Genomic DNA, 12,799 nt, shown 5'->3' on the forward strand with positions numbered 1-12,799 from the left:
CAGCATGAAATGGATGCTAACTTTGGTGTTTGCTTGTTTGGTATCTGCTTGTACACATAAAGTGCAGGTAGAAACCAAAGAGCCTATCACCATCAACTTAAACGTCAAAGTTGACCACGAGATCCGAGTTAAGGTCGACAAAGAGCTGGATGATTTGTTCAGCGATGACAGTGAATTATTCTAAGGAGCCAGACTATGAACGCATCTAAGTTACTGACCACGATTGCCGCCGCTTGTATGAGCTTTTCGGTATTTGCCATTTCTCTGGACGATGCTAAGTCACAGGGCTTAGTGGGTGAAACCGCAGCGGGCTATCTGGGCGTGATCAAAGGCAGCAGTGAAGTGAAAAAGCTGGTGAAAGAAGTAAACAGCAAGCGCAAGGCGAAGTACCAGCAACTTGCTAAGAAAAATGGCATTAGCCTGAGTCAGGTTGAAGCTATGGCTGCCAAGAAAACATTTGCAAAAACGGCACCAGGTCACTTCGTTAAAGTCGATGGAAAGTGGGTTAAAAAATAGCGCTCAGGGCGGAGCTCTCCGCCCTGATTGTTAATCTGTTTGCTGGCACTGACGTAACAGTTGTTGCCAGAAGGCCGCGCCTTTTCGGCGTGCGAGCTTGATGTTGTTATCCGGAATTGATTCTGGATCATCATAACTTTCCAGGGCCTCAGCCATACTGGCTTCGCGAATGACATGTAAAGCCGGGTAAGGGGCTCGGTTTGTGTAGTTGGCTGGATCATCTTGCTCTGAATCTGCAAAAACGTAATCCGGGTGGAAGTTGGCAAGCTGAAAGGTGCCTTCATAGCCTTGGGCAACTAACAGTGCGTTTGCCAGGTCTACCAAATCTAAAAATGCATCAAAATCTGTGAAACCTTGAGTAAAGATGAGTAAGCTGGTTTCCCGCTTTGGTGTCTCCGTCAGAGCCTGACATTCATCCAGCATATCCATCACGGCATCTTCCGCTTTTTGTGATTCGCAGATTCGGTAGTGGATCGCATTTTGTTCCACTTCTTTGCGGGCAAATGGGCAGAAGTTGTATTTGACAATCACTGAGCTGACCCAGTTTTGCATCGCTTGGACGGCAATATGGTGCATTTATTTTCCCAAAAGAGAGTTAATCATAGTAATACTGCGTGCAATGGCACCCTGGTTGCGTGCCAGACACGCTCTTGCATGTGTGCCCAATTCCATTGCACTTTGCTGTGAGCGAAGGTAAACCTGTAAAGTATCGGCCAGCGCTTGCTGATCCGCCACTTCAATGGCACCGTGCAGCGCAAACAGTTCAGGATATATATGAGCAAAATTATAGGTGTGTGGTCCGGTCAGTACTCCAACCGAACAGGCTGCCGCTTCAAGCGGGTTGTGGCCGCCCCGTTCAATCAGGCTGCCGCCAATATAGGCAATTTGTCCACATCCGTATAACAACTTAAGTTCGCCTAATGTGTCTGCCAGCAAGACTTGTGATGACGGCGTGTAATCCTGGCTACGACGGCTGTAGCTGAGTGCCCGCGCTTCAATTAAAGCGGCAACTTTATCGAATTGTTCTGGGTGCCTGGGCGCAATGATCAACAGTGCATCGCTCTGGTGGGCCAGTAGTTGCTGATGGGCCGATAACACTTGTTCATGCTCTGTGGGATGGGTAGAGCCTGCAACCCATATAGGCCGGTTACCGAGTTGTGCTTTTATTGTCTCTATTTTGTTTTGTTGGTCGTTATCCAGGGCGATATCAAATTTGATAGAGCCAGTTACAGTGACTTTGTCTGGCGTTAGTCCCAGCTTAATAAAACGCTCGGCATCTTCTTGATTATGGCTGGCCAGCATAGTGATCTGCTGCATTAAAAAACGGCTCAGAGAAGCGACTTTTTGATATCCCGTGAGTGACTTTTCGGACAGGCGGGCATTGATGACCGCGACCGGGCAGTGCGCCTTATTGGCGTAATAAAATAGGTTAGGCCACAGCTCCGTTTCCAGTACTAATAATATTTTCGGTCTGAGTTGCTTAATGAAGCGCCGTGCTGCAAAAGCAAAATCAACGGGTAAATAGCAAATCGTGATAGCTCGCTCGCTGTTGCCAAAGAGCTGATTCAGCTGCTCGCGACCTGTTGGGGTGTTACAGGTAAGCACAAAAGGTGCATCAGGGTGTTCTTTTAGCAGCGCTTTTATGAGGGGGGCCGCAGCCAGTACTTCTCCCACAGAAGCGCAGTGGATGATGACGGCCTGCTTTGCAGCCGCTGTAGGGACAAAACCAAGCCGTTCGCAAAAATGAGCCTTATACAGCGGGTTCTTTTTTCCTCTGATAACGTACAGGTAGAGCACGATGAATGGACATAAAATCAGCAGCAGCAGGGAGTATAAACGTCTAATCATGACAGCCATCAGTATAAAAAACGCTTATTTTAACTTGTCCGCCTGAAAAAGCGATAACACACGTACAAATTATCACAGTTGTTGAGGTGCTCAGCGGGCGGGAATTTGCTAGGATCGGGCAAAATCTCCAATTTTAAAGGTTTTAAGTTGTCTTTTCGTACTATCACGCTGTCTACTTTGTGTCTGCTGGGTGCCGCGCAGGCTTTTGCCATGCCAACCGCTTTTTTACCTTTGGGTAAAGACAATCTTCTGGAATATCAGATAGATCAGATGTTTGCAATGACAGGCACTACGCCAATGGCAAAGCCGTATCGCATTACCGAAATTAATAAAACCTTGTCTCAGCTTGCGAAGGTTGACCCTGCATTGCATCAAAGCATTAAGTCTCGACTAGCCCCTTATCTGGAAAGGGATGCAATTACACGTCGAGGTATTAAGCTGCGAGTTGATTCCGGCGATGTACAAAAACTTGCCAATGATCGGGGTAATTACAGCAGTGAATATGCTGAATTATCGTTCGATGGCATTTGGCGCGGCAGTGATATGAGTCTGGTGCAGATCGGCGCAGAGTACCGTGTCGATTCGGGTAAGGTCGTGCCTTACAATACCTTCTATGCGATAGGGGGAGACAATTTACAACTGACTCTGGGCTACAAGGAGCACTGGTTTTCTCCATTTAAGCATGGTGCTCAGGTGTATTCAAACAATGCTAAAGCGCCGTTATCGGCCTCTTTGGGTCTGAGTTTGCCATTGGATAACTGGTGGAACTTTGATTTTGAGCTGTTTTACGCCGAGCTTGAGCACGTTGAAGAGGGCATTTTGTATCAAGGCAAACGCCATGATGGTACGCCAAAATTGGCGGGCACACATATTAGCTTTGAACCACTTGAAAACTGGAAAATAGGCATCAACCGAATGATGCAGTTTGGAGGGGGACCAAGGGAAGTTGGATTCAAAGATGTTTTAAAAGCCTACTTTGATCCCGCGGGCAACGACAATGTTGATCAGGTGGGGAGTTCAGATGAGGAACTTGGCGATCAGTGGGCGAGTATTACCTCTGTATTTAAAACCAGCTGGGTGATGCCGGTAGAGTGGTATTTTGAGTATGGCGGCGAAGACACGAAAGACCACAAGAACTACCAGTTTGGCAATATAGCTTCTAACTTAGGTTTTTATATGCCAGCCCTGACGCAAGACCTGACATTCAGGTATGAATATACCAATATGCACAGCTTGTGGTACCGGAACTATATTTACCCTAAGAGCGGCAACACAATAGATGGATTTGTCGTCGGCCATGCGGTTGCAAACCAGCGCACTCTTCACGATGGTGCGCCAGTTAAAGGTCATTTAGTCGAGCTGACTTATCGAGAAAACCTGGATTCACTATGGCGTTTGGAACTATCCACGGTCAAAAATAGCAATCACTTTGAGGTTTTGGGGGTGGAATATACCCGAAACTATGAGCAAGCCCGACAACTTCAGCTTGCTAATACCCGGCGTATATATGACAAGCAAGTTGAGACATCACTGACTTATGGCAAAGATGTCTTTGGCGAAAGCTACACTTGGTTGTCTGTCAATGTATACTGGTAGTTCGATGCACAGCGTCACCATTTAATTTAACACGGGTTAGTTTTTGACTTTGTCACGACGACAGAGTCGCATTATTTATTTAAGGATCACTATGTCAATCAATGATCACATCAAACAAAGCTATCAGGCCAGCTTAGAGCGACATATGGCGTTGTTCGCAAAAATGGCTGATTATCACACCCAGTCTGTGGAATTACTGGCTGCCTGCAAAGCAACCTTAGAGGCAGGTGGTAAGGTGATTTGGTTTGGTAATGGTGGCAGTGCGGCCGATGCCCAGCACCTGGCTGCCGAGTTTGTGGTTCGCTATAAGCTCGAACGTGGTCCTTTGGCGTCAATTGCTTTGACGACCGATACCTCTATTTTAACGGCACACAGCAACGACTATCATTTTAATACGGTATTCGAACGCCAGGTGCAAGCGCTATGTAAACCGGAAGACTTAGTGATTGGCCTGACCACGTCAGGAACCAGTGAGAATATTAACCTGGCATTGCAGGCGGCTAATGAAATTGGTGCATTCACCGTGGCCTTGACCGGGCGTACAGGCGGGACAGTGAAAGACATTGCTAAGCTGCCAATTATCATCGACTTTGATGAAACCGCGCGGATCCAGGAAGCGCATATGTTTATCGGACACTGGTTATGTGAGGCGGTAGATATGGTTGTTGCGGAGCAATCGGCATGAATCTGAGCGCGCTGAGAAACTTAAACCAGGCGAAGGTTCTGGTGGTTGGTGATGTTATGCTGGATCGTTACTGGCATGGTGATACAGGCCGTATTTCACCAGAAGCACCTGTTCCCGTGGTTAAGGTAAGCAGCCTTGAAGACAAAGCGGGTGGGGCGGCGAATGTGGCGAAGAACATTGCTCACCTGGATGGCCAGGTTGGCCTGCTGGGTCTGATTGGTGAAGATGACAATGGTCGCCAGCTTGAGTCTATCCTGGCAAAAGAACAAATTGCTTCACAACTTGTGACGGTTGCTGAGTTGCCGACTATCGCGAAAATGCGTGTCATCAGTCGCCATCAGCAGGTCGTGCGACTAGACCTGGAAGAACCCTTTGTGCAGTCTCACAGTCAACTGTTACTGACTCGTCTGGAACAAGTCGTCAATGATTATGATTTTGTTCTGTTTTCAGATTACAACAAAGGTGCTTTAAGTTGTATCGAAGAGATGATTAGTGTGGCCAAGAACGCGGGTAAAACGGTGCTGATTGACCCTAAATCATCGGATCTGACCCGTTATCGAGGCGCGGACTATATTACGCCGAACCTCAATGAATTCCGCCTGGCCGGTGGTGATTCCAGCAGTGAAGAAGCATTGACGGAGAGTGCCCGTAGTTTGATAAAACAGGCTGGCATTGGCGCTATGCTACTGACTCGCTCAGAGCAGGGCATGTCCCTGATCACCCAAGATGAGAAGCATGATTATGCAGCGCAGGTTCGGGAAGTCAGTGACGTTACCGGTGCAGGTGATACCGTTATTGCGACCTTAACGACTATGTTGGGCGCAGGGTTATCGCCCAGCGAAGCGGTGGAGCTGGCGAACTTAGCTGCGGGGATTGCGGTCGCTAAACTGGGTGCGGCTACCGTGACACCAGAAGAGCTGAGCCGCAAACTGGGGCAATATTTGCGCCAGACTGGTGAGCACTATCAAACCCCATATGAAGAAGTACTGAAACACATTGAGTTTGCCAAACAAAATGGCGAAAAAATAGTGTTCACCAATGGTTGCTTCGACATTCTGCATGCAGGTCATGTGCGTTATCTGGCACAAGCGAAAGCCAGGGGAGACCGGTTAGTAGTCGGGCTGAATAACGATGACTCAATTTCTCGTTTGAAAGGTCCTGAGCGTCCAATTAACCCACTAAACGAGCGGGCCATGGTCCTGTCTGCTCTGGCTTCTGTCGACTGGGTGATCCCATTTGGTAAAGAGAGTGAGGGTGACACACCAGCGAAACTGATTGAACAGATCAGCCCGCATATCCTGGTCAAAGGTGGCGACTACCAGGTATCTGAAATAGCGGGAGCAGATCATGTTCTTGCTACGGGAGGTCAGGTAGAAGTATTAGCATTTCTGGATGGTTGCTCAACCTCTAATATCATTGCGAAAGCAAGAGAGACATAATAGTAACGCCAGATGAAAAAAAGCCGGTTTAAGCCGGCTTTTTTTTCATCTCACTTTGATAGGCATCGATAAAACTTTGCCAGTCTTGTGGCGGACAAAAGAACTGCGCAGAGCGGCTGGCTTCTTTTTTAAGCGAGCGTGCGAGCCGGTCAATATTGGCCATTTGCCATTCTTTAGCTGGCGTTTTGAGCGCGCCTTTATCGAAATCAATGAGATACACCTCACCGCTTTCATCGAACAGAATATTGTTGCAGTTTAAATCATCATGATAGGCACCAGCGTGATGAAAGCGCGCCAGCGTGGTGGCAACCTGCTGCCAGTCTTGTGCACTGAGTGGCGCAGACTGTAGCCGCTCACACAGGCTTTGTGCGCCCGAGATGGCATGCGTCAGGATATCAGCGCGATAAATCCCCGCTGATACGGTTACTTTGGCACCCAAAGGAATGGGGACTGGCAAGCCCAAGTCGGCGAGTTGGTTCAGCAGGTGTAGCTCAAGGTATACCCGGGTGCGCTTGAGACCTGTAAAAACGTATTGATCTTTGAGTAACTTACCAATTAACCCGCCACGCCAGTAGTGCTTTAGAACGGCAATATCCTGGTCGGAATAGCGTACGAACCAGGCAGCTGCGCGACCTTGTTTTGAGGTCACAATGGCATTTTTTTGTTGCCAGAATGCCATGTCGAACCAGTCCAGAGATAACGTATCTGGGGTATGGTTGGTTCGCAACAAGTAATGATTGTTATGTTGTTCAATTTTTAGCATGGCCGATTAATAGCAGGGTCTGAATTGATAAACGCTCAGTGTAACGGCTTTTGTTGTCGGGGAGAATCTCATAGGTTGCAAAATAGTGGGTTTTATTTAAGATCGGGTGCTTATTTTCAGTTACAGGCGAAATGTGTGTCTCAGGCAATTTCTTCCATTTGTATTCTCCGGCTTTCGGCCATTGGTGATGTGTGTCATGCCGTCACGGCTGTACAAGCTATTCAGCGCGCGCACCCACAGGCGAAAATCACCTGGGTCATAGGCAAGGTTGAAGCTATGCTGTTAGCCGATTTGCCTGGGGTGGAGTTTGTTGTCTTTGACAAGAAACAAGGTAAAGCGGCGTTCAAGCAGCTCAAAGCCCGGTTTAAAGGGCATAAGTTTGATGTGCTTTTGCATATGCAAGTGGCGTTTCGCGCTAACCTGGCGGCGCGCTGTATTCCGGCTAAAGTCAAAATTGGTTTTGACAAAGGCCGCTCCAAGGAGTTCCACTCGCTGGTGATTAATCAGCGCATTGCTCCACAGCAGGAACCGCATGTGCTGGAAGGGTTTCAGAACTTTGCCCGGGCAATAGGCGCTGAATGTGGCGCGCCAAGTTGGGAGATGCCCGTCAGCGATGAAGATAAACGTGAAGCACAAGCTTTGCTTGCCGGGCTGGGACGTATCTTTGTGATTTCTCCTGCTGCCAGTAAGGCGGAGCGGAACTGGCTACCTGAGCGCTATGCTGCGCTGGCAGAACATGCTGCGGCGCAAGGCTTTAGTGTGGTCCTGACTGGGGGGCCAACCGACTTGGAGCGTAACCTGAGTGACGCCATCATTGCGCATGCACAGTGCGATATCACCAACCTGGTTGGCAAAACCAAACTAAAAACCTTGCTGTGCGTGTTAGCGCAGGCACAGTTGGTTCTGGCACCGGATACCGGGCCTGCCCATATGGCGGTGACTGTTGGTACGCCGGTCATTGGTTTGTATGCGCATTCTAACCCCAAGCGCACTGGCCCGTATTTGTATCAGGACTATGTGGTCGAGGTCTATCATGACAACCTGATGGCACAAAAGGGCAAAACTGCACAGCAACTAAAATGGGGCACACGCATGAAAGGCAGCGACCTGATGAGTCAAATTTCGATTGAACGGGTGACACAGATGTTCGATAAGGTAGTAAAGCAGGAACAGTTATGACACATAAAGCCGTATTTCTGGACAGAGACGGGGTGATCAATCAGGATCATGCCTACGTGCATAAAATTGAAGACTTTGAGTTTATCGATGGTGTGTTTGAGGCCTGCCATCAGTTCCAGGCATTGGGCTATAAACTGATCGTGGTGACTAATCAGTCTGGTATTGGCCGGGGTTACTATAACGAAGCCCAGTTTGCGCAACTGACAGAGTGGATGTGCCAGCAGTTTCAGGCTCACGGTATCACCATTGATGGGGTCTATTTTTGTCCCCACCACCCGCATAAAGCACAGCCGCCTTATCAGCGTGAGTGTACGTGCCGTAAACCGAACCCTGGTATGCTTTTAGAAGCCATTGAAGCACATAACATTGACCCGAAACAAAGTGTTATGGTGGGTGATAAAGGGTCGGATATTCAGGCTGCATTGGCGGCGGGAGTTAGTACTAAAATACTGGTTGAGTCGGGGCAGACTTTCAGTGAACAAGTGCGCGACTCAGCAGACTATGTGTGTGGATCATTATATCAGGCACTTGATCTGCCTCCGTTTATCTCATAAGCGTTTACAAAGCGTCTGCGAACAAGATAATCACAATCCGTGCATTTAAGGTGCGAACCTTTTAAAATATAAGCAACGAATTTTATGACACAGCCGATATTGAGCATAAAGGATATCGGCGTTTTAGTGTGTGCCAGGGGCACACACCCCGTGCAACTAATGGAGACTCCCGATGAGAGCAGCGGCATTTTTCAGCCAGCTTCAGCAACAGATTGAAGAAGTAAAAGCTGAGGGTTTATACAAGAAAGAGCGTGTGATCACGTCTCAGCAGCAAGCAGAAATTGCAGTATCAACTGGCGAAAGTGTTATTAACTTCTGTGCCAACAACTATCTTGGTCTGGCTAATCACCCGGATTTGATTGCGGCTGCTCAGGGTGGCCTGGATGAGCACGGTTTTGGTGTCGCGTCTGTGCGCTTTATCTGTGGTACTCAGGATATCCATAAAACACTGGAAGCCAAAGTCAGTGAGTTCCTGCAAACGGAAGATACCATCTTGTACTCTTCTTGTTTTGATGCCAATGCAGGCTTGTTCGAAACCATTTTAGGTCCTGAAGATGCCATCATCTCGGATTCACTGAATCACGCATCTATCATTGATGGTGTGCGTCTTTGTAAAGCAAAACGTTTCCGTTATGCCAATAATGATATGGCAGATCTTGAGAAGCAGCTGATTGCTGCTGATGAAGCCGGCGTGAAAACTAAACTGATTGCGACCGACGGTGTGTTCTCAATGGACGGGGTGATTTGTAACCTGTCTGAGCTGTGCGATCTGGCAGACAAATACGATGCGTTGGTGATGGTTGATGATTCGCACGCAGTCGGTTTTGTGGGCGAAAATGGCCGTGGTACGCCAGAGTACTGTGGCGTGATGGATCGCGTTGACATCATTACGGGTACTTTGGGTAAAGCGCTGGGCGGTGCATCAGGCGGTTATACCTCAGGTAAAAAAGAAATTGTTGAGTGGCTGCGTCAGCGTTCGCGTCCTTATTTGTTCTCAAACTCACTTGCCCCGTCTATCGTAACTGCGTCAATCAAAGTACTGGATATGATGAAAGAAGGTGAGGCACTGCGTAACAAGCTATGGGAAAATGCAACACATTTCCGCAGTAAAATGGAAGCAGCAGGCTTTACCTGCGCAGGTAAAGACCATGCGATTATTCCTGTCATGCTAGGCGATGCGAAAGTAGCCTCTGATATGGCGGACCGCTTATTAGCCGAAGGCATTTATGTGATCGGCTTCTCATATCCGGTTGTACCTAAAGGTCAGGCCCGTATCCGTACTCAGATCTCTGCGGCGCACACCACAGAGCAGCTGGACAAGGCAATTGATGCCTTTATTCGCATTGGTAAAGAACTGGGCGTGATTTAATCACTGCCCCACAGCCTGGGCTGTGAGCGATTTTTAACGCAAGCTGATGGCTTGCGTGTTTCTAATGAGTGAAAACACATGAAAGCACTATCCAAGTTAAAAGCAGAAGAAGGGATTTGGATGACGGATGCGCCCAAACCGGAAGTTGGGCATAACGATCTGCTGATCAAAATCCGTAAAACTGCTATTTGCGGTACTGATGTACACATTTATAAATGGGATGAATGGGCGCAAAACACCATTCCAACACCTATGGTTGTTGGACACGAATATGTCGGTGAAGTTGTCGATATGGGCCAGGAAGTACGTGGCTTTGACATTGGCGACCGCGTCTCTGGTGAAGGCCATATTACTTGCGGCCATTGTCGTAACTGCCGTGCCGGTCGTGTACATTTGTGTCGTAACACCATTGGTGTGGGCGTCAATCGTGAAGGGTCGTTCGCGGAATACCTGGTGATCCCTGCATACAATGCGTTTAAAATCCCAGATAACATCTCTGATGAACTGGCATCTATCTTTGACCCGTTTGGCAATGCTGTACACACTGCTTTGTCTTTTGACCTGGTGGGTGAAGATGTTCTGATCACAGGTGCAGGCCCAATCGGCATTATGGCCGCCGCCGTTGCCAAGCATGTGGGTGCACGCCATGTTGTGATCACCGACGTAAATGAATACCGTCTGGAGCTGGCTCGTAAAATGGGCGCAACGCGCGCTGTAAACGTGGCCGAAGAGCAACTTGAAGACGTGATGACTGAGTTAGGCATGACAGAAGGGTTTGATATCGGTCTGGAGATGTCGGGTGTGCCTGTGGCGTTCAATAGCATGCTGAACAACATGAACCATGGTGGTAAAATTGCCATGCTGGGTATTCCACCAAGCGACATGGCTGTTGACTGGAATCAGGTAATCTTCAAAGGGTTAGTGATCAAAGGTATTTATGGTCGCGAGATGTTTGAAACCTGGTATAAGATGGCCAGTCTGATCCAGTCGGGTCTGAATTTAGACCCGATCATCACACACCAGTTCCATGTTGATGAGTTCCAACAGGGCTTTGATACGATGATCTCTGGTCAATCGGGTAAAGTGATCTTAAACTGGGATTAAGGTCTACATGATCCTGTTTTAAAACACCTCGGGTCCGAGACCATTAACGAGGTGTTTTTTGTGTCTGCTTATTAATTAGAGAGTATTATGAGTTTTAAACATATTTCAGTCGCCCAAACCAAAGAAATGCTGGCGCAATCTGAGCTAGTCATTGCTGATATCCGTGATGCTAACTCGTTTGCGCAGGGGCACATTCCGGGGGCGGAGCATTTGTCGAATGATAACCTGGGACACTTTTTACAGGAAAAAGAGTTTGAACATCCAATTATTGTGGTGTGCTATCACGGGATCAGCTCTCAGGGTGCTGCGAATTACCTGGTTGAGCAAGGGTTTGAAGAAGTATACAGCATGGATGGGGGGTTCACTCAGTGGGCGCAAGAACTCCCGGATAGTGTGGCAAAATGAAACTGCTAGGCTCCCACGATAACCCGCGTGCGGTTCAGGGAGTCGCTGACTATCTGAAAACTCATCATATCGAGTGTCGGGTGACCAGTGAAGATGGGCAGCAGGTTTCTGTGTGGGTTGCTGAGCAACATTGGTTTCAGGCCAATGAGATCTGGCAGGAGTTTGTCGCAGATCCTTATCAGGATAAGTACCTGGCAGCGTCGTGGCAACTTTCACCAAAAGAGTCTCCGCTTGTCTATCAGGGTACCAAACTGAACCTATGGCAGCGCTTTACCCAGCTTAGCTGGATGCTCAAAGCCGTTTTTATTCTCTCTTTGGGGATATTCGTGAGTTTCTTTGTGTATGGCGTTGAGCCGGTCTTTAACACTTTGCAGTTTGACCCCCATACCCCCTGGCGTTGGATCACCCCCGCTTTTTTGCATTTTGGCCTGTTACATTTGGTTTTTAATCTGTCCTGGTGGATTTATCTGGGCAATATGATTGAGCGTCGCTTGGGTAATTGGGTGCTCTGGACTGTCTTTGTGGCCGGTGCATTGCTGAGCAATTGGATGCAGTATCTGTTAGCCGACGCAAACTTTGGTGGCCTCAGTGGTGTGGTTTATGCCTTGCTGGGTTTTTGCTGGATCCACTCTGTTAAGCATCCACAGTCACCGCCTCTGATAGGAACCCCTGTCGTTGGCTTTATGTTGATCTGGATGGTGTTAGGCTTTACAGACGTACTATTTGTCAATATGGCGAACTGGGCGCACTTGTTTGGCTTATTGGCTGGTATGAGTGTTGCTATGCTATTGCGTGTACGCGATTCGGAACAGGTTTAACGCGAGGCGATTGACCTCGCGATATTAATGGTACAAATACTTGGTGAACAGCACTTCTCGGATGATTTCTTGTCCGGTTTCTTCTTTGAGAAGTGTTTTTAACTTTTCTGCACAGCGCTGGCGTATTTCTTCACGCCCAGTCAATGATTTGATGGTTTCTTCTGGTTCTTTACTCAGGATTTGCACGATGGCATCCCGTAATAGGGGAGTGTGGTGCTCAACAACGGCAATGTTGCTGACATCATCAAGCATTAAATCGACTGTCACCCGGACGTAGCCGAGTTTTTTATTAGACTGCCCGATATAGTTGGTAATGATGTCAGGCTCAAATCCAAAGTAGCCAACGGTTGATTCAGCGCGTGAGTTTGTACTCACACAAACTAGCAAAAATGCCATCAACGCGATACAGATCCGATTCATAATAGCCTGAAAATACTTAACTAAATACCAACAATAGGATTAGTTTATACGTAAAATCAGATTATGAACAGCAGTGAGTAAGGGAAAGGTAAACTTTTTTGCC

At 48.0% G+C, this 12,799-nt stretch carries 15 protein-coding genes; 11 read left to right on the plus strand and 4 right to left on the minus strand.

From position 1 onward, the window contains the following. Positions 1 to 4 precede the first annotated feature (4 nt). A complete protein-coding gene (locus QNM19_RS12610; protein ID WP_010383032.1) occupies positions 5 to 184 on the plus strand; it encodes a YnbE family lipoprotein in 180 nt (59 codons plus the stop codon). Between the two features lie 11 nt (positions 185 to 195). Then, a complete protein-coding gene (locus QNM19_RS12615; RefSeq protein WP_049864625.1) occupies positions 196 to 516 on the plus strand; it encodes a YdbL family probable chaperone protein in 321 nt (106 codons plus the stop codon). 30 nt (positions 517 to 546) lie between these two features. On the opposite strand, the gene QNM19_RS12620 is transcribed toward QNM19_RS12615, so the two are convergent. Together QNM19_RS12620 and waaA are read right to left on the minus strand one after the other, a co-directional pair. Continuing rightward, positions 547 to 1,092, minus strand: coding sequence for a DUF1415 domain-containing protein (locus tag QNM19_RS12620; protein ID WP_049864626.1), 546 nt, complete (start codon positions 1,090 to 1,092; stop codon positions 547 to 549). Then, on the minus strand, positions 1,093 to 2,364 hold the full coding sequence (gene waaA / locus QNM19_RS12625; protein ID WP_049864630.1) for a lipid IV(A) 3-deoxy-D-manno-octulosonic acid transferase: 1,272 nt from the start codon (positions 2,362 to 2,364) through the stop codon (positions 1,093 to 1,095). A 147-nt stretch (positions 2,365 to 2,511) separates the two neighbouring features. Here waaA and QNM19_RS12630 point away from each other — a divergent pair, with 147 nt between their 5' ends. The 3 genes from QNM19_RS12630 to hldE all read left to right on the plus strand — a co-directional run bounded on the left by QNM19_RS12630 (position 2,512) and on the right by hldE (position 6,084). Continuing rightward, on the plus strand, positions 2,512 to 3,960 hold the full coding sequence (locus QNM19_RS12630; RefSeq protein WP_049864627.1) for a capsule assembly Wzi family protein: 1,449 nt from the start codon (positions 2,512 to 2,514) through the stop codon (positions 3,958 to 3,960). Between the two features lie 91 nt (positions 3,961 to 4,051). Beyond that, on the plus strand, positions 4,052 to 4,645 hold the full coding sequence (locus QNM19_RS12635) for a D-sedoheptulose-7-phosphate isomerase (protein WP_049864628.1): 594 nt from the start codon (positions 4,052 to 4,054) through the stop codon (positions 4,643 to 4,645). Continuing rightward, positions 4,642 to 6,084, plus strand: coding sequence for a bifunctional D-glycero-beta-D-manno-heptose-7-phosphate kinase/D-glycero-beta-D-manno-heptose 1-phosphate adenylyltransferase HldE (hldE, locus tag QNM19_RS12640; protein ID WP_049864629.1), 1,443 nt, complete (start codon positions 4,642 to 4,644; stop codon positions 6,082 to 6,084). Before QNM19_RS12635 ends, hldE begins: the two co-directional genes overlap by 4 nt. Before the next feature lie 28 nt (positions 6,085 to 6,112). Here the strand turns inward: hldE and QNM19_RS12645 are convergent, their stop codons facing one another. Then, on the minus strand, positions 6,113 to 6,847 hold the full coding sequence (locus QNM19_RS12645; protein WP_284026763.1) for a 3-deoxy-D-manno-octulosonic acid kinase: 735 nt from the start codon (positions 6,845 to 6,847) through the stop codon (positions 6,113 to 6,115). A 135-nt stretch (positions 6,848 to 6,982) separates the two neighbouring features. Between QNM19_RS12645 and QNM19_RS12650 the strand changes: the two genes are divergently transcribed. From QNM19_RS12650 to glpG, 6 genes are all read left to right on the plus strand, one after another. Beyond that, on the plus strand, positions 6,983 to 8,026 hold the full coding sequence (locus tag QNM19_RS12650) for a glycosyltransferase family 9 protein (protein ID WP_049863951.1): 1,044 nt from the start codon (positions 6,983 to 6,985) through the stop codon (positions 8,024 to 8,026). Next, positions 8,023 to 8,580, plus strand: a complete 558-nt coding sequence (gmhB, locus tag QNM19_RS12655) for a D-glycero-beta-D-manno-heptose 1,7-bisphosphate 7-phosphatase (RefSeq protein ID WP_049863950.1) — start codon at positions 8,023 to 8,025, stop codon at positions 8,578 to 8,580. Before QNM19_RS12650 ends, gmhB begins: the two co-directional genes overlap by 4 nt. 172 nt (positions 8,581 to 8,752) lie before the next feature. After that, positions 8,753 to 9,949 (plus strand): glycine C-acetyltransferase, encoded by a 1,197-nt coding sequence (locus tag QNM19_RS12660; RefSeq protein WP_049863949.1) that lies wholly within the window; start codon positions 8,753 to 8,755, stop codon positions 9,947 to 9,949. A gap of 78 nt (positions 9,950 to 10,027) precedes the next feature. Further along, the gene (gene tdh / locus QNM19_RS12665; RefSeq protein WP_010383019.1) at positions 10,028 to 11,053 is read left to right on the plus strand and encodes an L-threonine 3-dehydrogenase; all 1,026 of its coding nucleotides are present in this window, start codon (positions 10,028 to 10,030) and stop codon (positions 11,051 to 11,053) included. Positions 11,054 to 11,140: 87 nt separating this feature from the next. Continuing rightward, positions 11,141 to 11,458 (plus strand): thiosulfate sulfurtransferase GlpE, encoded by a 318-nt coding sequence (glpE, locus tag QNM19_RS12670; protein ID WP_010383018.1) that lies wholly within the window; start codon positions 11,141 to 11,143, stop codon positions 11,456 to 11,458. After that, complete coding sequence (gene glpG / locus QNM19_RS12675) at positions 11,455 to 12,276, plus strand: rhomboid family intramembrane serine protease GlpG (protein WP_284026764.1); 822 nt, start codon at positions 11,455 to 11,457, stop codon at positions 12,274 to 12,276. The genes glpE and glpG overlap by 4 nt, the downstream gene beginning before the upstream one ends. A gap of 24 nt (positions 12,277 to 12,300) precedes the next feature. Here the strand turns inward: glpG and QNM19_RS12680 are convergent, their stop codons facing one another. Continuing rightward, positions 12,301 to 12,696, minus strand: a complete 396-nt coding sequence (locus tag QNM19_RS12680) for a flagellar basal body-associated protein FliL (protein ID WP_049863946.1) — start codon at positions 12,694 to 12,696, stop codon at positions 12,301 to 12,303. Between the last annotated feature and the right edge of the window lie 103 nt (positions 12,697 to 12,799).

The organism is Pseudoalteromonas ardens (assembly GCF_030125445.1).
Taxonomy (GTDB): Bacteria; Pseudomonadota; Gammaproteobacteria; order Enterobacterales; family Alteromonadaceae; genus Pseudoalteromonas; species Pseudoalteromonas ardens.